Consider the following 20,302-nt stretch of genomic DNA (forward strand, 5'->3'; position numbering starts at 1 on the left):
ATGATGAGTAATACCACCATGCTGTTTCTATTACTGCTGACGCCGCTGGCCTTCTCGCTGTTGACCTTTGCCTGCCGGTTGCTGGGCAATGCGGCACGGGCCTGCGTCACGTTGTTGCACTTTGTCGGTATCATGCTGCTGCTGGCGGTTTCCCTGTGGGTGGTGATGCAGGTGTACCAGCAAGGCGATATTCTGGCCGCCGAACGCTGGCTGCATCTGGACAGCCTTAGCGCGCTGTTCCTGGCGATCCTCGGCATCATTGGCTGCCTAACCGGGCTTTACTCCATTGGCTATATGCGCCATGAGGTCGATGAAGGCGAGATTTCGGTAGCAACGCTGTGCCACTACTACGGTTTCTTCCACCTGTTCCTGTTCACCATGCTATTAGTGATCACCAGCAATAACCTGATCCTGATGTGGGCGGCCATCGAAGCCACCACGCTCAGTTCGGCGTTTCTGGTGGGGTTGTACGGGCAGAGCTCTTCACTGGAGGCGGCCTGGAAGTACATCATTATCTGCACCGTCGGGGTGGCCTTCGGGCTGTTCGGCACCATTCTGGTTTACGCCAACGCAGCCAGCTTTATGCCCGATCCCAACGAGGCCATCTTCTGGACGGAAGTGCTCAAGCACGCCACGCAGTTGGATCCGATGCTGATGCATCTGGCCTTTGTGTTCATCCTGATTGGTTTTGGCACCAAAACCGGGCTGTTCCCGATGCACGCCTGGCTACCGGACGCCCACAGTGAGGCACCAAGCCCCACCAGCGCCCTGCTCTCTGCCGTGCTGCTCAATTGCGCGCTGCTGATCATCATCCGTTACTACATCATTATCAGCACCACGCTGGGCCATGACTTTACCGGCACGCTGTTGATGGTGTTTGGCTTCCTCTCCGTCGCGGTGGCGGCCTTCTTTATTCTGGTGCAGCGCGATATCAAACGGCTGCTGGCCTACTCCAGCGTAGAGAACATGGGGCTGATCGCCGTGGCGATCGGCATCGGTGGTCCGCTGGGCATCCTGGCAGCGCTGCTGCATACCCTGAACCACAGCCTGGCAAAAACTCTGCTGTTCTGCGGCTCCGGCAACGTGCTGCTGAAGTATGGCACCCGCGATATCACCGTGGTGAAAGGGATGCTGAAATGCATGCCGTTCAGTGCCGTGCTACTGGCCGGGGGAGCATTGGCGCTAGGTGGCATGCCGCCGTTCAATATCTTCCTCAGTGAATTTATGACGGTCACCGCCGGGTTGGCGGCTGGCCATATTACGTTGACCATCTTCTTGTTGCTGCTGCTGACGGTGGTATTAGCCGGGTTGGTCCGCATGGTGGCCAGCGTGCTGTTCGGCGCTAAACCCGAAGAGGTCAACAAAGGCGAACTGGGAATACTGACGACCTTACCGATGGTGATCCTGCTGGTATTGATGCTGGTGATGGGCACCCATATCCCGCAACCGGTCAGCCGACTGCTGGAAAACGCGGTCCACATCGTGATGAACAACAAGCCTGGCACTCATGTCCAGCCATTGAGCTGGCCATGGGCCGTTCAGAATCATTCCTCTGCGGTCGAACCTCAGGCAGGAGAAGTAAAGTGAGCTACGAAACCCACGTATTGACCCTCAACAACGACGAGAAACTCGGCAAAGGCTACCTGGCCAAAGTGCGTGAGAAATTCCCCTCCGCCCTGCTGGATGCCGAGTGGCAAACCGCCAATCAGGTCACCATCACGGTCAAGCTGAACTCGTTACCCGAGATCGTGGAATATCTTTATTACAAGCTGGGCGGTTGGCTACCGGTGCTGTTTGGTAATGATGAACGTACTTTGACCGGCGATTTCGCCGTCTACTACGTGCTGTCGATGGAGGAAGGGGAAAAGTGTTTTATCACCGTCAAGGCTCAGGTTAGCGCCATCACGCTGGAGTTTCCGTCGGTTACCCCACGCGTTCCCGCCGCCGTGTGGGGCGAGCGTGAAATCCGCGATATGTACGGTTTGATCCCGGTAGGGTTGCCGGACGAGCGCCGCCTGGTGCTGCCGGACGATTGGCCAGACGATCTTTATCCGCTGCGTAAAGACACCATGGATTACCGCCAGCGCCCTGAGCCAACCACCGATGTGGAAACCTACCCGTTTGAAAATGCGGCCACCGGCGAATCACGGGTGGTGCCGATCGGGCCGATGCACATCACCTCCGACGAGCCGGGGCATTTTCGCCTGTTTGTTGACGGCGAGCGCATTGTCGATGCCGACTACCGGCTGTTCTACGTGCACCGTGGCATGGAGAAACTGGCCGAAACCCGTATGGGCTATCAGGAAGTCACCTTCCTGTCCGACCGGGTCTGCGGGATCTGCGGCTTTACCCACAGCGTGGCCTACACCACCTCGGTGGAAAATGCGTTGGGGATCTATGTGCCGCCCCGCGCCCATGCCATCCGCAGCATTCTGCTGGAGGTCGAACGGCTGCACAGCCACCTGTTGAACATCGGGCTATCCAGCCACTTTGTCGGCTTCGATACCGGCTTTATGCAGTTCTTCCGCGTGCGTGAAAAATCGATGACCATGGCGGAGCTGCTGACCGGATCGCGTAAAACCTATGGGCTCAACCTGATCGGTGGCGTGCGCCGCGACATCCTGAAAGAGCAGCGGGTTAAAACCATCAAGCTGATCCATGAGATGCGCGCCGACGTGACGCAACTGGTAGAGATGCTGCTCGGCACGCCGAATATCGAGCAGCGCACCAAAGGCATTGGCCTGTTGGATCGGCAGATCGCCCGCGACTACAGCCCTGTGGGACCGATGATCCGCGCCAGCGGCTTCAAGCGCGATATGCGCTTTGACCATCCTTATGCCAACTACGGCTCGTTGCCGAAAACGCTGTTCACCTTCGACGGCTGCGACGTGTATTCACGAGTGATGGTGCGCGTACAGGAAGTGCTGGATTCGCTGGCGATGATCGAATACGGCCTGGATAACCTGCCGGGCGGCCCACTGCTCACCGAAGGTTTCCGCTACCAGCCGCACAAGTTTGCCTTGGGCTATGCCGAAGCCCCGCGCGGTGAAGATATCCACTGGAGCATGCTGGGAGATAACCAGAAGCTGTTCCGCTGGCGCTGCCGGGCGGCCACCTACGCCAACTGGCCAGTGCTGCGTTATATGCTGCGCGGCAATACGGTTTCCGATGCCCCGCTGATTATCGGCAGCCTGGATCCCTGCTACTCCTGTACCGACCGCGTCACGTTGATCGATATCAACAAGCGTAAAGCGAAGACCGTGCCGTACAAGGAGATTGAACGCTACGGGATCGAACGCACCAATTCACCGTGCAAGTGAGGGAGGCAGCATGCTGAAACTGTTTAAAACCATCCTGAAGGCCGGTGAAGTCACGGTGAAATACCCGTTTAATCCGCTGGAGGTGTGCCCGGGTTTCCGTGGCAAGCCAGAGTACGATCCTGAGCAATGTATCGCCTGCGGCGCCTGCACCGTGGCCTGCCCAGCCAATGCGTTAACCATGGAAACCCATGAGGCCAGCGGCGAGCGCGTCTGGCAGTTGTTCATTGGACGCTGCATCTTCTGCGCACGCTGTGAAGAGGTTTGCCCGACGCGGGCGATCCGGCTGTCGGAAGATTTTGAAATGGCGGTGATGCACAAGCCCGATCTGTATATCCGCGCCACCTTTACCCTACTCAACTGCCGCAGTTGCCAGCAGCCCTTTACGCCAACCAAATCGGTGAATTACGCCTTGGCATTGCTGGCCCACGCGGGCATGGGGGCAGACAGCATTGAGGCCTTACGGCCACAGTTTGAGACCTGCCCCGCCTGCAAGCGTAAACAGACTCTGAGCCAACATCGGCCAATGAAACTGAGCCAGCCGGCGGGAGCGAAATGATATGACGATGCCCGATATCAAGGTCAATCATCACCGCAGCACGCCGATCACCGTTGATGAACAGACTGCCAAACTCAAAAGCAAGCTGCTGAAGGATATCAAACGCTCGGCCTATGTGTATCGCGTCGACTGCGGCGGCTGCAATGGCTGTGAGATCGAGATCTTCTCCGCCATCACGCCGGTATTTGATGCCGAGCGTTTTGGCATCAAGGTGGTCCCCTCACCGCGCCATGCCGATATTCTGCTGTTTACCGGCGCGGTCACCCGGGCCATGCGCGTGCCCGCGCTCAGAGCTTACGAGTCGGCACCCGATCCGAAAATCTGTATCTCTTACGGTGCCTGCGGCTGCGGCGGCGGGATTTTCCACGATCTGTACTGCGTCTGGGGCGGCAGCGAGTCGATCGTGCCGATTGACGTGTGGATCCCCGGCTGCCCACCGACGCCTGCCGCCACCATCTACGGCTTTGCCGTGGCCCTGGGCCTGCTGGAGCAAAAGCTGAAGGGCGAAAACCACCTTGAGCAGGTAGACGAAAAGGCAGCATTGCTGCTGCCAGGCATCCCGCTACATACCCGCGTACTGATTGAACGCGAGGCACGCCGTCTGGCGGGCTACTATCAAGGCCGCATCATCAGTGACCGTTTCCTCTCCCTGTTGGCCGGTGCCAGCATGGATGCGGCCACGTTGCGCCTGGAAGAATGGTTGAAACAGGAAGGCGATCCCCGCCTGCGCGAGATTGTCGCTTGCCTGGTTGAGTGCCTGCAACAGGAGCTGCCCCATGCAAAATGAAGGTAAGGCGGTGTTCTGGTCGTTACGCCAGAAGTTTCTTGATAGCGATGACGATATGCCTGCCCAGGCGCAGCAGGTGATGTATTACTCGCTGGCGATTGGCCATCACGTGGGGGTGATTGACTGTCTGAATACCGAGTTAAGTTGCCCATTGCCGCAATATCAAACCTGGGTTGAGCTGTTCCCGGAGGGGGAGGCCCAACGCAAGATGCGAGGCCTGCTGACCTTTGGCGAAATCACCATCGACTCCACCCACACCAGCCTGCTGGCCAATGCCCTGGCCCCGTTGATTGATAGCCAACCGGCGCCCTTTAGCGAATGGAGTACCAAGCTGCTCGGCTTGCTCGCCGAGATTGAGCGCGAGCCTGCTATCTATCTGATTGTGAAAAAGGTGACCAACCCATGAATGTCGTACTTACCGTAGGCAATAGCATGATGGGTGACGACGGTGCTGGGCCGCTGCTGGCCGAAATGATGGCCGAGACGCCGATCGAGGGTTGGATCGCCGTCAACGGCGGTTCCACCCCCGAAAACGTCACGCATCAGATCCGCGATCTTAAGCCCAACCGGCTAGTGATTGTCGATGCCACCGATATGGAACTGGCTCCCGGCGAGATCCGCATCGTCAATCCTGACGATATTGCCGAGATGTTCTTTATGAGCACCCACAATATGCCGCTCAATTTCCTGATCGACCAGCTACGTGAAGATATTGAGGAAGTGATATTTCTCGGCATTCAGCCGGACGTGGTGATGTTCTATTTCCCGATGACGGAGAAAGTGACGCAGGCGGTACGGGTGATTTATCAGCGGTTATCAATATGGGATACGGGGGAAGGTTTTGAGCAGCTCTGAATAGCTGCGCCTAATACCGCAACACGAAAGCTTGAGGCAGGTGGGGATCATTGCAGGTTAGCCGACCGTTGAGCGCAAGGATGCGCGATACGAGCCTCCAGGGACGGATTCACGGCGTGTCGGCGTTCTGCATGATCCCCCCATCAACGACAGCAACTTGAGTGTTTGGGTTGATGACAATTAATGCGAGTCGTTAATCCACATCAAGTCAGCGTGGCACAATTTATGCTTCAAATAAGTGAGACACATTTTTCGTCACCGGGGAGATTTTCTGGTCCAGTGGCGTGTTGAGCAATGTCGAACAGGTTTAAAAAGGAGTGCTGAGATGAAAACAGTCATCACGGTCTGCCCTTATTGCGCTTCAGGTTGCAAAATCAACCTGATAGTCGACAACGGCAGAATCGTTAAGGCCGAAGGCGCTAACGGCGTGACCAATCAGGGCGAGCTATGCCTGAAAGGGTATTACGGCTGGGATTTCGTTCACGATACCAAGATCCTGACGCCACGGCTGAAAACGCCGATGATCCGCCGGGAACGGGGTGGCAAACTGGAATCGGTGTCCTGGGAAGAGGCCATCGAGTTCGCCAGTTCACGCCTGCTGGCCGTTAAAGAGAAATACGGCCCGAATGCGATTATGACGACCGGCTCCTCGCGCGGGCCCGGTAACGAAGCCAACTATGTGATGCAGAAGTTTGCTCGCGCCACCGTCGGTACTAACAATATCGACTGTTGCGCACGCGTCTGACACGGCCCCTCGGTTGCAGGTCTGCAGCGATCGGTCGGTAACGGCGCCATGAGTAACTCAATCTGCGAGATTGAGGATACCCAGTGTATTTTTGTCTTCGGCTATAACGCCGCGGACTCGCATCCTATTGTCGCCCGCCGCATTCTCAAGGCGAAGGAGAAAGGAGCCAAGGTCATTGTTTGCGATCCACGCTATATCGAAACGGCGCGTATTGCGGATATCCATTTGCCGTTGAAAAACGGTTCCAACATCGCCCTGATCAACGCACTCGCTCATGTGATGATTGAGGAGAATCTGTACGATCAGGCGTTTGTTGAACAGCATACCGAGCAGTTCGATGAGTACCGCGCCATCGTGGCGGACTACCCACCGGAGTCGGTTGAAAAAACCACGGGCCTCACCGCCCAGCAGATCCGTGAAACGGCACGCATGTATGCCAGCGCGCCAACGGCAACCATCCTGTGGGGCATGGGCGTCACCCAGTTCTATCAGGGCGTGGAAACCGTGCGTGCGCTGACCAGCCTGGCGATGCTGACCGGTAACCTGGGCAAGCCGAACGTCGGGGTTAACCCGGTGCGCGGACAGAACAACGTTCAGGGTGCCTGTGATATGGGCGCGTTGCCTAACACCCTGCCCGGCTATTTCCAGGTAACGGATGCCGAGGCACGGGAAAGGTTTGCCAACGCATGGGGGATCGACGCAATGCCAGCCGAGATCGGCTATGCGTTGAGCGAAGTGCCGCACAATATCGACCATGGCAAACTCAAAGCGCACTACATCATGGGGGAAGATCCGCTACAAACGGAGCCGGATTTAGCCACCATCCGTAGAACCTTTGAGAAGCTGGATCTGCTGATCGTGCAGGATATCTTCATGACCAAAACCGCCGCGATTGCCGACGTTATTTTCCCAGCAACCTCCTGGGGCGAGCATGAAGGGGTGTATACCGCGGCAGACCGCGGCTTCCAACGCTTCTATAAAGCAGTGGAGCCGGTGGGCGATGTGAAGACGGACTGGCAAATCATCAGCCTGATGTCGACGGCCATGGGTTACCCGATGCACTACAACAACACGCAGGAAATCTGGGACGAACTGCGCGAGCTGTGCCCGATCTACTACGGCGCTACCTACGAGAAGATGGCGGACCTGGCTTATATTCAGTGGCCTTGCCCAACGTTGGATCACCCGGGTACCCCTTATCTGTACGAAGGCGGGGAATTCTCTCGGCCCGGTGGCAAAGCGGAGTTCTTTACCTGTGAATGGGCTCCGCCGATCGATCAGCTCAGCGATGAGTTCCCGTTCGTGCTGTCGACGGTACGCGAAGTGGGCCATTACTCCTGCCGTTCGATGACCGGCAACTGTAAGGCACTGGTCGCGTTGGCCGATGAACCGGGCTATGTGCAAGTCAACTCGGAAGACGCCGCACGGCTAGGGATTGAGGATCAGGCCTTGGTGTGGGTACGCTCCCGTCAGGGCAAGGTCATTACCCGTGCCAACGTCAGCGAACGCCCTAACCGGGGTGCGATCTACATGACCTACCAATGGTGGATCGGTGCCTGTAACGAGCTGGTGGCGGAAAACCTCAGCCCGATTACCAAAACGCCGGAATACAAATACTGTGCCGTGCAGATTGAGCCGATTAAGGATCAAGGGCAGGCAGAACACTATGTTCAGCAAGAGTACAGCAAGATCAAACAGCGCCTCCGCGAGGCCGCTGCGGGCTAATCTGTAAAAGCCGAACCTCAGGGACGAGGTTCGGCTTTCCACGCATCTCTCACCACCCGCTATTCATCCTTACACTTCTGCCAGTGGCTGCCATACTAAAATTCTTAATAGACGATTTATCCCATGGCTCACAAACCCGCACAATACCCCCTTACTTTGTCCTGGATTGATCGTTTTCAACGATCGGTCTGATCTTATTGATCTGTACAACCAATTATCTTTGTCTTTCCGCCACCTATAAGATCGCCTTTTATCGTTCTCTGGGATATATCAGCAAAATATGACGTTCGCGATGAGTGCTGGCAAGGCCGTGTTACCTGACCGTCGCTTGCCCAACGGACTACTGCACCGCGATCGGGTACAGCGCATCCTGGTTATCAAGCTGCGTCACTTTGGTGACGTCCTGCTAACTACCCCGTTGCTCAGTACGCTGCGCGCCAATTACCCCAACGCCCTGATTGACGTGCTGGTATATGACGGCACCGAGGCGATGCTGGCGGGCAATCAGGATGTCTATCTGACCTATACCGTCGATCGCAGCCTAAAACGCCAGGGCTACAAGGCACAGTATCGCGGTGAGCAAGCCCTGTGGAACAGCCTCAACACCGGCCACTACGACCTGGTGATTAATCTGTCCGACCAGTGGCGGGCGGCGTTGTATTGCCGCTTTCTCAAACCGACGTTCAGCCTGGGGTTTGCTTACCCCAAGCGTAATAATCAGCTGTGGCGTGCTTGCCATTCGTTGTTGGTGCCGGTGGACGGGCATGACCAACGGCACACCGTGCTCAATAACCTCTCGATTCTGTCCCCGTTGGCCTTACCCACCTTGGTGACCAAGGTGACCCAGGCTTACCGGCAGCGCGATATCGATGAGATTAATCGCCTCAGCCAACATCATCACCTGACGGATTTCGTGCTGATCCAGCCTACCGCGCGTTGGGCATTCAAAACTTGGTCGGTGGCGGGATTCACACGGGTTATCGACCATCTCACCGCCAACGGAGAAACCGTGTTGCTCACCGGGGGACGTTCTACCGATGAGATCGCCATGATAGCCGCTATTCTGGCCCACTGCGCCATGCCACAACGGGTGGTCAATCTGGCCGGTCGCCTGGACCTGCCGGAGCTGGCCGTCTTGATCGATCGGGCGAAGCTGTTTATCGGGGTGGATTCAGTAGCGATGCATATGGCCGCCGCCTTGCAGACGCCTTCCGTCGTGCTGTTCGGCCCCAGCAATCTGCAACAGTGGTCACCCTGGCAGGCTCCGCACATCCTGTTATGGGCAGGCAACTACCGCTCATTACCACACCCATATGAGGTGAACACCGCTACCTCTGAACGTTATCTGGACGCCATACCCGCCAATGAGGTTATCCGGGCCATAAACCGCCAGCTCACCTGCCTGGAAATCCCAACTTCCCGCACGGTGAATGACACCGTGTTTAATTAACCCTGATTTGAGCCACTCCATGCCATCCACCGCACCGTGTTCTGTATCGTTACTCTCCCCTGCCCGCCTTCGGCTGTTTGGCTTCACGGCGTTTTTGCTCGGTGTGTCCCTGCCGACTTCCAATGCGCTGATGAATGCTTCGCTGGTGTTGGCGGCGATATGTCTGCTGTGGCAGCGTGACTTTCGCCACCTGATGCCTTTGCTCAAACAACCGCTAGTGTGGCTGCCCGCATTGATGTTTGCACTGCTGGCCGCCTCGTTATTGACCCAGCACCACGAGTACGGCCCAAAGATGGTCGGCAAGTATCAAAAGCTCCTGTTTGTACTTCCTCTGGCGCTGTTCTTTCTCACCGACACCAGGCTTATCACCCGGTTTATCAGCGGCTTTCTGCTCGCCAATGCCCTGATACTGGCGATCAGCCTGACTTCGGGGATCGGGCATGTGACGCTGGGTGGCCTCGATCCGCAGAATCCAACGGTGTTTAAACTGCAGATAACCCAGAACGTGTTTATGGCGTTTGCTGCGTTGATATGGCTAACCCGTGCTTTTGCGCAATCAGGCGTGCTGCGTTGGTGTTATGGGGCATTGGTTCTACTGGCAACGACGAACGTGCTGCTGATGGTACAGGGGCGTACCGGCTATGTGGCGCTATTGGTCGGCGTAGGGCTTTGGTTGCTGCTGACGCTGCCCCGCTGGCAGCGGTTGGGCGTTCTAGCCTGCGGCTCGCTGCTGACTATTATGCTGATTTTCATCCCCAATAGAGCGACGGAGCGCCTGACGCTCGGCCTTGCTGAGGTGCGCAATTGCGTGTTGGCCCCGGCAGAGCAGGCCTATCAGGCTTGCGACAACTCGATGGGGCAACGCACCGCCTTTGCCCGCGAATCACTGCGTCTGATAAAACTGGCCCCGCTGCTGGGTAACGGGGCCGGGAGCTTCTGGTATGGCAACGCGCAGACCGGTTACGGCGTGCATAACCCGCACAATGAGTATCTGCTGGAAACGGTACAAAATGGCTTGCTGGGGTTGACGCTGTTTCTGGGGTGGATGTGGTGCTGCTTCCGAGCGGCCTGGCGGCAACCAACAGCCTGCCGCAACCTGCTGGTTGCCGTGATCGGCAGTTATCTGGCCTGCCACCTGTTCAACTCATTCCTGCTGGATTCCGCCGAGGGGCATCTGTTTATGGTGTTGGCCGCCGTACTGGCAGGCTACCGCGTTGCCCATCGGCCTGTATAGCCTAAAAAAACGGGCGCAGCATGCTGCGCCCCTTCATGGTAGCCAGGTATATTGAGCTGAGGTTAATTCAGTTTGGCTTTGGAAAAATCACTGCCCATCAAGCTGACGCTATAGCCACTAACGTTGCTGCGCGTGGCATAGAAGGTTTTGCCATTCGCCAGGGCAATCCACGGAGCCTGCTGGTAAAAGATTTCCTGCGCCTGGCCGTAGAGTTTTGCACGCTCGGCAGGGACGCTAGTCAATCTGGCCTGCTGTACCAGACCATCATAGGTTTTATCGCACCAACGCGCGGCATTCGAGCCGGTTTTGATACTGTTGCACCCCAGCAGCACCTCGGCAAAGTTATCCGGATCGCCATTATCGGACATCCAGCCAAACAGCGCGGTGTCATGCTCGCCCTTACGCATACCGGCAAGATATTCCCCCCACTCGTAAGAGACAATTTTCGCCTTCACGCCAACCTTTTCCCAGTCGCTTTGCAGCATTTCCGCAATACGCTTGGAGTTCGGGTTATACGGGCGCTGAACCGGCATTGACCACAGCGTGATCTCAAAGCCTTTTTCCAACCCGGCCTGTTTCAGCAACGCCTTGGCTTTTTGCGGATCGTAACCGTAATCCTGCAGGTCTTTATCAAAGCCCAGCATATTTGGCGGCAGTGGCGATTTCGCCACCGTGGCTGAACCTAAAAACACCGCGTTAACTATCGCCTTTTTGTCAGTGGCATAGTTTAGGGCTTGGCGCACCAGCACGTTATCCAGCGGTTTTTTCTCGGTGTTAAACGCCAAGTAGCCGACGTTCAGCGCATCTACCTTATGAAGGGTCAGATCTTTGTTTTTATTGATTTCATCAAACTGTACCGGAGCCGGTGCGGGGATAATCTGGCACTCGTTAGTCTGGAGTTTCGCCAGGCGCGTCTGTACGTTCGGCGTTATGGAGAAGATCAGATGCTTGGTCGGCACCTCTCCATCCCAGTAATTAGGGTTGGCAGCATAGCGGATCAGTGAGTCGACTTTATACTGCTGCAAGACGTAAGGGCCGGTGCCGATTGGCCAGGTATCCACGTATTCTGGCGTGCCTTTTTTCAGCATCGCATCGGCGTATTCGGCAGAAAGGATCGACGCAAAGTCCATCCCCCAGTCGGCCAGAAACGCGGCGTTCGGCTCGCTCAGAACAAACTGAACGTGATAATCGTCCAGCTTTTTCACTTCCTTAATCAGCGTATCCAGGCCTACGTCGTGGAAATATTCGTAATTACCCTGCGATACCTTGTGGTATGGGTGATTTGGGTCTTTCTGGCGTAACACCGAGAACACTACATCGTCAGCATTAAAATCGCGGGTCGGCTTGAAGTTTTTGTTGCTGTTGAATTTCACCCCTTGGCGCAGGGTAAAGGTGTAGGTTTTGCCGTCCGGGGAAATTTTCCATTCGGTTGCCAATGACGGCGTTGGCGTGTTCTTGATCGGATCGAAATTGATTAAACGGTTATACAGCACCTGCGAGCTGGCAACGAACGTTGGGCCTGAGCTGGCAATCTGCGGATTGAACGACTCCGGTGACGCCTCGGAGCAATAAATCAGAGTATCGTTAGCTGCCGCCATGGCAGCGCTTGCCGGTAAGAATGTGCTCAGCGCCAGCGCGAGCAGCGTTTTCCCTGTAGACATGGTCATCGCCTTGTTTGACTTTTTTTAGCAGGCGACAATCTCAGCACGGACGGGGAACCCAGGCAAATAACCAATTGCTCTCAGGTTATGCCAAAACCGTTGTTTTTGCTGTTTTATTCAGCTACGCGGGCGCAGCATGCCGCGCCCCAACAAAGTGAACAGCCTCAGCTCAGCAGTAGCCCATCATCATCCAGCTTTTCGCCACGTGTTTTCTCAAACATCGCCAGCAGATCGGTGACCTGCATGTTGGCCCGTTGCTCACCGACAACATCCAGCACCACCCGCCCCTGGTGCAACATCACGGTTCGATGGCCATGATCCAGAGCCTGGCGCATGGAGTGCGTCACCATCAGTACGGTCAATTGCTGCTCGGCGACAATACGGTCGGTCAATGCCAGCACAAAGGCCGCCGTTTTAGGATCGAGCGCGGCGGTATGTTCATCCAGCAAGAGCAGACGAGAAGGCTGTAGCGACGCCATCAGCAGGCTGACCGCTTGACGCTGCCCGCCAGACAGCAGCCCCATGTGATCCCCTAAACGATTCTCCAGCCCCAGTTCCAACGTGGCCAACTTATCGCGGAACAGTTGCCGCTGTTTGCTCTTGACGGCACGCTGAAATCCTCGGGTTTGACCGCGCTGCAGAGCCAGGGCCAGATTCTCCTCAATACTCAGCCCCTCGCAGGTTCCCGCCAACGGATCCTGGAACACACGGGCAACCATACCGGCACGGCGCCAGGCGGGCATCAGGGTAACGTCCTGTTCGCCAATAAACACTTGGCCGCGATCGGGGGTAATATCACCGCTGACCGCATTGAGTAAAGTAGACTTCCCTGCCCCATTACTGCCAATGACCGTCACAAACTGCCCTGCCTCGATGTTCAAAGACAGGCCACGTAATACCGGGTTCTCCAGCGGGGTTCCAGGGTTAAAGGTTTTAAACAACTGCTCGGCACGCATCATGATGGCTGCCTCCCCCGCTTGCTTTTCAATTTTTGTTTCAACTTCGGCAGGACCAGCGCCAACGTAACCAGTAGCGCGGTGATCAGATTCAGATCCTGCGCCTGCAAGCCGATAAAGTCTGCATTCAGGGCCAGAGCGATCATCAGGCGGTACAGCAATGCCCCTAACAGGGTCGCCATAGTGATCAGGAACAGGCTACGGGCAGGCAACAGCGTCTCACCGATGATCACCGCCGCCAGCCCGACGACGATGGTGCCGATCCCCATGGAGATATCGGCGCCCCCCTGAGTTTGTACGTACAGTGCCCCCGCCAGCGCTATCAGCGCATTGGAGACCGCCATGCCGATCACCGTCAGCCGACTGGTAGCAATCCCCTGAGCGCGCGCCATGCGCGGATTCGCTCCGGTTGCCCGCAACGCAAGGCCGACTTCTGAGGTCAGGAATGCGTCGAGCGCCAGTTTGACAACCACGACCACCACCAGCAGCAATATTGGTTGGATCAGCCAGGCGTTGTCCTCAACCTGACTGATGAAAGGAGTGAAAACGCTGGGTAAGCCGATCAGGGCCAGGTTTGGTGCCCCCATAATGCGCAGGTTGATGGAATACAGGGCAATCATCACCAAAATGCTGGCTAGCAGTTGCAAAATACCAAGCCGCACGTGCAGCCAAGCCGTCAAACAGCCAGCACCGGCACCCGCGATAGCCGCCAGCAAACACGCCAGCCAAGGGTTATAACCGCTGACAATCATCACCGCGGCTACTGCGCCCCCTAAAGGGAAGCTACCATCGGCCGTCAGATCGGGAAAATTGAGCAAGCGAAAGGAAATCAATACGCCCAACGCGACCAGCGCAAAGATCAGGCCGATCTCAAAAGCGCCCATCAGGGAAATTAACGACATGCGTACCTCATAAACATCTTGGCCCGCCACCTGCGGCAGGCCATTTACACCCGATGTAAACCATCATTCAACGCAGATCGTTATTTGATGACTTCTTGTGCTGATTGCACCAGCTCCGCTGGCAGAGTGACACCCTGCTTCTGGGCTGCGGCAGGGTTGACGCTCAGGCTGAGCTTATTGCCTACCTCAGGAGCTATTGCGCCTGGCTTCTCACCCTCTAACAGGCGGACGACGATTTTACCGGTCTGGCGGCCCAGATCGTAATAACTCATCCCCAACGCCGCAGCCGCGCCACGTTTGGCAACGCTATTGTCACCGGCGATCAACGGGATTTTAGCCTGATTGGCAATGCCGACCAGCGACTCGTAGGTAGAGATAACGTTGTTATCGGTATTGGTGTAAATCACATCGACTTTGCCCACCAGGCTTTTAGCCGCTGGGGCTACGTCGATAGTACGTGCGGCAGGAACCTCAACCAGCGTCATCCCGCGTTTGGTTAATTCATCTTTCAGCTCTTTGACCACCACCGTCGAGTTGACTTCCCCTGGGCTGTAGACCATGCCGACTCGCTTGGCATCGGGTTTAACCTGCAAGATCAGATCGACCTGCGGGCCAATGGCTACGCTGTCTGAAACGCCGGTAACGTTGGTGCCACTCGGCTGCCAGCTACTGACCAGCTTGGCCGCCACCGGGTCGGTTACCGTTGTAAACACCACCGGTATGGTTTTGGTAGCCGCCACCACGGACTGGGCCGCAGGCGTTGAAATCGCCACTATCGCATCGGGCTTGTCACCGATAAATTTACGCGCAATCTGCCCTGCGGTGGCCGTATTTCCCTGCGCACTTTGGAACTGGATCTTGACCTTATCCTTGTCATACCCCGCAGCCTTTAGCTCATCAATCACCCCATCACGGGTGGCATCCAATGCCGGATGGTCAACGATAGAGAGGATCGCCACGGATTTCGGCGCAGCCGCGTAACTGCTGACTGCAAATAAAGCGGCGGCGAGAGCTACAAAAATATTTTTATTATTCAAAGGCATGGTCATATCCTTTTCAAGTTGGCGTTGGTGCCAGAGGTGGTGATTAATCATCCTAGCACAGTGTTTTACCGCCATCTATCGGATAACGTTTTGTTATCATGTGGTTAACATACAGAATGAGAAGAAAACACTCGGTGCGCTTACATGGGGCAGTGATTCGGGTCACAAACCGCCACTTTTCGCCTCTGGTTGTTCAGGTGCCACGCCCTGCGGCTGGGCTATTGGGGCTTGATAATACGCAGGCCGTTTACAGCGTCCATAACCCGCACAGCTTGTGGGTTATGGAACTGAACAACATGGCCTGCTGGGGCTATTTGGGGATTGGATGATACGGTGGGTTATTGCGCTATGCTCAGGCTATTTCTTTTTCGCTGACAATGGCTTTTGATACCAGGCCATAGTCGATCGCTTCTGCCACTGGCATCCAAAAATCGCGGTCAATGTCGTTCAAGACCTTTTCCAGTTTCTGCCCGGTTTCCTTGGCGATCAAGGTAGCGATCCTTTCACGGATGCGGATAATTTCCCTGGCCTGAAGCGCCACATCAGTAGCCTGACCACCGATACCGCCGCTAGGTTGGTGGATCAGAAAACGAGTATTGGTCAGACAGAAGCGACGTTCCTTGGGCACCGATAAGAACACATTTACCGCGGCACTCCCGACCCAACCGCTGCCGATCATATTCACCGGAGCGCTGATAAAGCGGATGACATCGTGGATCACATCACCCGACTCTACATGGCCGCCAGGTGAACAAATCAGGAAATTAATCGGCGCGGAGGACTCGTCAGACAGCGCCACCAGTTGCTTGACGACATTGTAGGCCACCGTGTCGTTGATCTGCCCAAACAGCAGGATAGTTCGCGACTTGAAGGTTCTCTCATCCAAAAAGGCATCGCGCTGAGGAGTACTTTTTTCCGTTTTCTCTTCCATCTTGTACCTCGACTGTTTTATCTATCATCCTGGCCGAACATGGCAAAGATAACCATAGCAGCAATCGTCGCAACTAGCCTGGCAACAATCACCAGCCAGCCGGCAAATAACCAAACAGTGACGCAATCGCATAGACCGCACTTCCCAGATACAACAGCACAATACTCACCTGCAACAGCGGATGCGTGATCCAGTTACATTGCCAGAGCGGCACCCGGTCGCCATGTTTGCGGGCACCTCGCAAAATCAGTATCGGCATGATCGACAAGATCACTCCACTGAATACACCGGCGAAATACAACGCATTGACGAATGAAACCAGACCACTGTAGGCCAGCGCGAACGGTGGCAAAACGACCACCATCAGCACACCGAAGCGGCGCAACGGTCGTTCGTCGTCCCCTAACCGGAACTTATCGAAAATATTACTCACAAAGCTGCCACCTAGCCCCCAGTAGGATGTCAGCATGGCACATAGCGCAAAGATATTGGCAGAGAAGAAAGCCCATTGGCCAAGCGCCTGCCCCCACGAGATCGTCGCCACGTCAGAAATATTACCCAACCCACTGAGTGCGATCACCGACATCGGCACCACCGCCAACAGCACAAAAGTCGTTACCATCCCGACAATAATGGCCTTGGGAAGTTGTTCTGGCTTATCCGCAAAACCGCGTGCCATCTCAGGCACAATATATTGGGCAGAGAAGCAGAACACCACCACACTGAACACGGGCACCATAAAGAGCCAATCACCGTCAAGCAGGTTGCGCATCTGGGTGATCTCTTTCAATAGCGTCGCAATAACCAGAGCGCTCAGCATGACAACCATGCCAATACTGATAAATTTTTCGCCACGGCCAATGGCTTTTAAGCCGAGATACAGAACCAACGCCGCCGGGATAAAAAACAGCAGGCTGCCGAGCGCAGGTGAAATGCCGAGCAGGGATTGCAATAATTTGCCGCTACCAGACATGTAAGCGGTAAGCGCGCCGATACTATTGACACAAACTGAAGCGAACATGACCCATGAAGCAAAACCACCGACATACCGCCGGGCCAAGCCGCTTAGTTGCAGATGTTCTCGGGTACGAAGGGTGGATTCAGCGACATACAGCATAGAAATGGTGGTTACACAGCCAACCAGTACCAACCAGAATAGCAAAGGTAAATAACCTGCTTTACTGGACGCGTACGCGATAGAAAGCACGCCTGCACCGATATTAGTGCCGACTATCATTGCTACCCCTTCAAGAAAAGTCAGTGATTTGACGGGTGCAAGAGTCCGTTCCCCTGCGGCTAATGCCGGGGAAATGCCGATGTTTTCGCAAGACATAGATCATCCTTTGATACCCGGTAGCGTTAATGACCAGGAAAAGTTAGCGTCTAGAGGGTTACTTGTTACTTTTCATTCACAAAAATGAAACAACATCACTTGGTTATACAGTGTACGGCCCTATAAACGAGTGCCAATCACGATTACTTGAGGGATCCAATTGCGCTCTTTAAGGGGGATTACTATTACAGCGATTCAGCGAACAGCCTGATGGCAAGCGGCATCTGCGGCTTTATGGCGCAAACCGCACCAGCAACCTTTGTGCTTCAGTCGATTATTGTCTGGCTGGTGTGTACGAGGATTTTTGCAGGACGTGATCAGAGGGCATAAAAAAGAGTGGGAAAGTCGTCAAATGGTTGGCCTGCTGAGGTTAGGATAACCAGCATCATTTCATAATAATCCCTATTATATCAGCCATATTCCGTCACAACCCTTCAGCCCTCTGATTATACAGGCTCATCGTTTTCGCCGTCAGTTTTTGGTACTCAATGGATAAAAACGCCATGAGTTTTTAAACAGCAAATTGCCATGAATTAGAATGACACTTTGTTCAAAAAATCTCAGGAATATGTTTCAAAGGATAGTCTGGTGACTGATATTTTCCGATTTTGCGTTTAGGCAATTTAATCTTATTTTTCGGCAACCGCTTGTAAGGAATATGCTGCAGAAAATGGTGGATAACATTTAGTCTAACCCGCTTTTTGTCTTCTGAATTAGCAACAAACCAAGGAGCCCAAAGGCTATCTGTGGCAGCAAACATGTCGTCTCTGGCTCGGGAATAGTCATCCCAGAGTTCGAAAGAACGGATATCTATCTCTGAAAGCTTCCATGTCTTGCGGCCATCATCAATACGTGCACGCAATCGACGTTCTTGTTCCTTTGGGCTTACATCCAGCCAGTATTTGATTAGAATTATGCCAGACTCCACGATTAACCGTTCCACCATCGGAACCGTCTCCAAAAATTGATGCGTCTGCTCTGGCGTACAAAAACCCATAACTCGCTCGACGCCAGCTCGGTTATACCAACTACGATCGAAGATAACGACCTCTCCTGCTGCAGGCATGTAAGACATGTAGCGTTGCAGGTACATCTGGGTTTTTTCACGTTCGGTTGGGGCAGGAAGGGCAACAACACGGAACACTCGTGGACTGACTCTTTCGGTCAGTGCTTTTATCGTACCGCCCTTGCCAGCCCCATCGCGCCCCTCAAACACGATGCAAACTTTCAGCCCCTTGGCAATCACCCAGCTTTGTAAATGGACAAGTTCTTCGTGTAACAACCTGAGCTCTTGCTGATATTTTTTTTCCGGTATTTTTACCGTGCCTTTTCCTTTTGGCACACGGTTGCCTGCTATGCGCTTGGGGTTCTTTTCTTTTGAAAGACTGGCATCGGGTACGATTTTGTTTTTCTTTCCGTTAGTCATGAAGTTACCCCACAATATCATCAATATGACGCTAGCTAGACGTTGAACGTCCCCTCACAGCGCTTGGATGGCTGCGTATGCAGGACGGATAAGGAGTCAGGAGCCGATGAGCAACCACGTGGTCTCATCTCATACAATATCGTAGTTGTTATTTCTTCATGCTGCGAACAGAAGGCCGCTTCATTATGTCTACTGTTGTTGGAAAAGTTGCATTGGTCACGGAGAGAAACAAGCTGATGATGGAGGAACAAATAGCTAAATAACTTGCATACCATCTTATCCCTACCTTTGGCCGATCTGGAGCGGATGGTATATTTACTGGATAGCATAAAACGAAAAACCCCAAGCCTTTTGAGCTTGGGGTCATTCATAATATGGCGGAGGAGCAGAGATTCGAACTCTGGAACGGTTTCCCGTCGACGGTTTTCAAGACCGTTGCCTTCAGCCACTCGGCCACCCCTCCGTAATGCAGCGAACTATAAACACAGCCGATCCCGTTGTAAAGCCTGAAACCGTTCAACCGAACGAAAAAACGGCATCTGCAAGCTGACCGATGAAGAAATCAACAATCGGGGTGCGGCAATACCCTAGTAGTCACGTAGGGTAAAGAATGGTAAACAATCTTTAATCAATGGCTTGCACTGCACTATCATCATGATTAATTTTGTGATGACCTGATAAGAGAGATCATATGGACCGCATTGTCGTCTCATCCTCCTCGCGCGACTCTTTGCTAAGTACGCATAAAGTCTTGCGTAACACCTATTTTCTGCTGTCGTTAACGCTGGCCTTTTCAGCACTGACCGCAACCGCCAGCACCATGCTGGGCTTACCGGCTCCTGGGCTGCTGTTAATGCTGGTCGGCTTTTATGGTTTGATGTTCCTGACCCATAAGCTGGCCAATAGCCCTGCCGGTATTCTGGCAGCCTTCGCCTTCACCGGCTTTATGGGTTACGCCCTTGGCCCGATCCTGAGCTCGTTCCTGAACGCTGGCGCGGGTGACCTGATCATGCTGGCGCTGGGCGGTACCGCAGTGGTGTTCTTCTGCTGTTCGGCCTATGTGCTGACCACCCGTAAAGACATGTCGTTCCTGTCTGGCATGATGATGGCGGGCTTCGTGGTGCTGCTGGTGGCGGTTATCGCCAACCTGTTCCTGCAGATCCCTGCCCTGCACCTGGCCATTAGCGCACTGTTTATTCTGTTCTCGGCCGGTGCCATGTTGTGGGAAACCAGCAACATCATTCATGGCGGTGAAACCAACTATATCCGTGCTACCGTCAGCCTGTATGTTTCGCTGTACAACATGTTTATCAGCCTGCTGAGCATTCTGGGCTTCGCCCGCAGCAACTGATACAGCGCATTTGTTTTGACCTGAGCC

Annotated in this window: 17 protein-coding genes and 1 tRNA gene; 10 read left to right on the top strand and 8 right to left on the bottom strand. The window is 54.7% G+C overall.

Translation table 11 applies throughout. The annotated features are described in order from the left end of the window. The first annotated feature begins 3 nt into the window (after window positions 1-3). The 9 genes from ACMV5I_RS03530 (at window position 4) to ACMV5I_RS03570 (ending at window position 10,672) form a co-directional block, all read left to right on the top strand. Window positions 4-1,587 carry a hydrogenase 4 subunit F gene (locus tag ACMV5I_RS03530; protein ID WP_414823715.1) on the top strand — a complete coding sequence of 528 codons (1,584 nt, stop codon included), beginning with the start codon at window positions 4-6 and terminating at the stop codon, window positions 1,585-1,587. Further along, entirely contained in the window at window positions 1,530-3,320 is a 1,791-nt protein-coding gene (locus ACMV5I_RS03535; protein WP_390900539.1) for an NADH-quinone oxidoreductase subunit C, read from the top strand. Before ACMV5I_RS03530 ends, ACMV5I_RS03535 begins: the two co-directional genes overlap by 58 nt. A 10-nt stretch (window positions 3,321-3,330) precedes the next feature. Continuing rightward, entirely contained in the window at window positions 3,331-3,876 is a 546-nt protein-coding gene (gene hyfH, locus ACMV5I_RS03540) for a hydrogenase 4 subunit H (protein WP_414823686.1), read from the top strand. A 1-nt stretch (window position 3,877) separates the two neighbouring features. Further along, a complete protein-coding gene (locus ACMV5I_RS03545) occupies window positions 3,878-4,663 on the top strand; it encodes an NADH-quinone oxidoreductase subunit B family protein (RefSeq protein WP_414823687.1) in 786 nt (261 codons plus the stop codon). Further along, window positions 4,653-5,069: a formate hydrogenlyase maturation HycH family protein gene (locus ACMV5I_RS03550; protein ID WP_024487075.1), complete on the top strand. Its 417-nt coding sequence runs from the start codon at window positions 4,653-4,655 to the stop codon at window positions 5,067-5,069. The genes ACMV5I_RS03545 and ACMV5I_RS03550 overlap by 11 nt, the downstream gene beginning before the upstream one ends. Beyond that, on the top strand, window positions 5,066-5,518 hold the full coding sequence (gene hycI / locus ACMV5I_RS03555) for a hydrogenase maturation peptidase HycI (RefSeq protein WP_414823688.1): 453 nt from the start codon (window positions 5,066-5,068) through the stop codon (window positions 5,516-5,518). Before ACMV5I_RS03550 ends, hycI begins: the two co-directional genes overlap by 4 nt. Before the next feature lie 325 nt (window positions 5,519-5,843). Next, complete coding sequence (gene fdhF / locus ACMV5I_RS03560) at window positions 5,844-7,988, top strand: formate dehydrogenase subunit alpha (protein ID WP_414823689.1); 2,145 nt, start codon at window positions 5,844-5,846, stop codon at window positions 7,986-7,988. 280 nt (window positions 7,989-8,268) lie between these two features. Then, complete coding sequence (rfaQ, locus tag ACMV5I_RS03565; RefSeq protein ID WP_121606496.1) at window positions 8,269-9,438, top strand: putative lipopolysaccharide heptosyltransferase III; 1,170 nt, start codon at window positions 8,269-8,271, stop codon at window positions 9,436-9,438. Between the two features lie 19 nt (window positions 9,439-9,457). Further along, entirely contained in the window at window positions 9,458-10,672 is a 1,215-nt protein-coding gene (locus ACMV5I_RS03570; RefSeq protein WP_414823690.1) for an O-antigen ligase family protein, read from the top strand. 62 nt (window positions 10,673-10,734) lie between these two features. On the opposite strand, the gene ACMV5I_RS03575 is transcribed toward ACMV5I_RS03570, so the two are convergent. From ACMV5I_RS03575 to ACMV5I_RS03610, 8 genes are all read right to left on the bottom strand, one after another. Continuing rightward, the gene (locus tag ACMV5I_RS03575; protein WP_046808156.1) at window positions 10,735-12,333 is read right to left on the bottom strand and encodes an ABC transporter substrate-binding protein; all 1,599 of its coding nucleotides are present in this window, start codon (window positions 12,331-12,333) and stop codon (window positions 10,735-10,737) included. A 164-nt stretch (window positions 12,334-12,497) separates the two neighbouring features. After that, window positions 12,498-13,292: an ABC transporter ATP-binding protein gene (locus tag ACMV5I_RS03580; RefSeq protein WP_024485284.1), complete on the bottom strand. Its 795-nt coding sequence runs from the start codon at window positions 13,290-13,292 to the stop codon at window positions 12,498-12,500. Further along, window positions 13,289-14,191, bottom strand: a complete 903-nt coding sequence (locus ACMV5I_RS03585) for an ABC transporter permease (protein WP_024485283.1) — start codon at window positions 14,189-14,191, stop codon at window positions 13,289-13,291. The genes ACMV5I_RS03580 and ACMV5I_RS03585 overlap by 4 nt, the downstream gene beginning before the upstream one ends. 80 nt (window positions 14,192-14,271) lie before the next feature. Beyond that, window positions 14,272-15,234 (bottom strand): ABC transporter substrate-binding protein, encoded by a 963-nt coding sequence (locus ACMV5I_RS03590; protein ID WP_174334547.1) that lies wholly within the window; start codon window positions 15,232-15,234, stop codon window positions 14,272-14,274. 352 nt (window positions 15,235-15,586) lie between these two features. After that, entirely contained in the window at window positions 15,587-16,186 is a 600-nt protein-coding gene (locus ACMV5I_RS03595) for an ATP-dependent Clp protease proteolytic subunit (RefSeq protein ID WP_261143740.1), read from the bottom strand. A gap of 67 nt (window positions 16,187-16,253) precedes the next feature. Further along, complete coding sequence (locus tag ACMV5I_RS03600; RefSeq protein ID WP_414823691.1) at window positions 16,254-17,498, bottom strand: aromatic amino acid transport family protein; 1,245 nt, start codon at window positions 17,496-17,498, stop codon at window positions 16,254-16,256. 550 nt (window positions 17,499-18,048) lie between these two features. Beyond that, window positions 18,049-18,924: a polyphosphate kinase 2 gene (gene ppk2 / locus ACMV5I_RS03605; protein ID WP_202672439.1), complete on the bottom strand. Its 876-nt coding sequence runs from the start codon at window positions 18,922-18,924 to the stop codon at window positions 18,049-18,051. A 375-nt stretch (window positions 18,925-19,299) separates the two neighbouring features. Beyond that, window positions 19,300-19,387: transfer RNA gene (locus ACMV5I_RS03610), tRNA-Ser, on the bottom strand. Between the two features lie 228 nt (window positions 19,388-19,615). On the opposite strand from ACMV5I_RS03610, the gene yccA reads away from it, so the two are divergent. Beyond that, a complete protein-coding gene (gene yccA, locus ACMV5I_RS03615) occupies window positions 19,616-20,275 on the top strand; it encodes an FtsH protease modulator YccA (protein ID WP_021181987.1) in 660 nt (219 codons plus the stop codon). Window positions 20,276-20,302 lie beyond the last annotated feature (27 nt).

The organism is Serratia sp. T13T92, from assembly GCF_047530105.1.
GTDB classification, from domain to species: Bacteria; Pseudomonadota; Gammaproteobacteria; order Enterobacterales; family Enterobacteriaceae; genus Chania; species Chania fonticola.

Excerpts from the sequence above, each read along its gene's own strand:
- ACMV5I_RS03590 (WP_174334547.1), bottom strand. The coding sequence starts at position 15,234 with ATGCCTTTGAATAATAAAAATATTTTTGTAGCTCTCGCCGCCGCTTTA.
- hyfH (WP_414823686.1), top strand. The coding sequence starts at position 3,331 with ATGCTGAAACTGTTTAAAACCATCCTGAAGGCCGGTGAAGTCACGGTG.
- hycI (WP_414823688.1), top strand. The coding sequence starts at position 5,066 with ATGAATGTCGTACTTACCGTAGGCAATAGCATGATGGGTGACGACGGT.
- ACMV5I_RS03585 (WP_024485283.1), bottom strand. The coding sequence starts at position 14,191 with ATGTCGTTAATTTCCCTGATGGGCGCTTTTGAGATCGGCCTGATCTTT.
- ACMV5I_RS03570 (WP_414823690.1), top strand. The coding sequence starts at position 9,458 with ATGCCATCCACCGCACCGTGTTCTGTATCGTTACTCTCCCCTGCCCGC.
- ACMV5I_RS03535 (WP_390900539.1), top strand. The coding sequence starts at position 1,530 with ATGGGCCGTTCAGAATCATTCCTCTGCGGTCGAACCTCAGGCAGGAGA.
- ACMV5I_RS03575 (WP_046808156.1), bottom strand. The coding sequence starts at position 12,333 with ATGTCTACAGGGAAAACGCTGCTCGCGCTGGCGCTGAGCACATTCTTA.
- ACMV5I_RS03600 (WP_414823691.1), bottom strand. The coding sequence starts at position 17,498 with ATGTCTTGCGAAAACATCGGCATTTCCCCGGCATTAGCCGCAGGGGAA.
- ppk2 (WP_202672439.1), bottom strand. The coding sequence starts at position 18,924 with ATGACTAACGGAAAGAAAAACAAAATCGTACCCGATGCCAGTCTTTCA.
- ACMV5I_RS03545 (WP_414823687.1), top strand. The coding sequence starts at position 3,878 with ATGACGATGCCCGATATCAAGGTCAATCATCACCGCAGCACGCCGATC.
- ACMV5I_RS03550 (WP_024487075.1), top strand. The coding sequence starts at position 4,653 with ATGCAAAATGAAGGTAAGGCGGTGTTCTGGTCGTTACGCCAGAAGTTT.
- ACMV5I_RS03530 (WP_414823715.1), top strand. The coding sequence starts at position 4 with ATGAGTAATACCACCATGCTGTTTCTATTACTGCTGACGCCGCTGGCC.
- yccA (WP_021181987.1), top strand. The coding sequence starts at position 19,616 with ATGGACCGCATTGTCGTCTCATCCTCCTCGCGCGACTCTTTGCTAAGT.
- ACMV5I_RS03580 (WP_024485284.1), bottom strand. The coding sequence starts at position 13,292 with ATGATGCGTGCCGAGCAGTTGTTTAAAACCTTTAACCCTGGAACCCCG.
- rfaQ (WP_121606496.1), top strand. The coding sequence starts at position 8,269 with ATGACGTTCGCGATGAGTGCTGGCAAGGCCGTGTTACCTGACCGTCGC.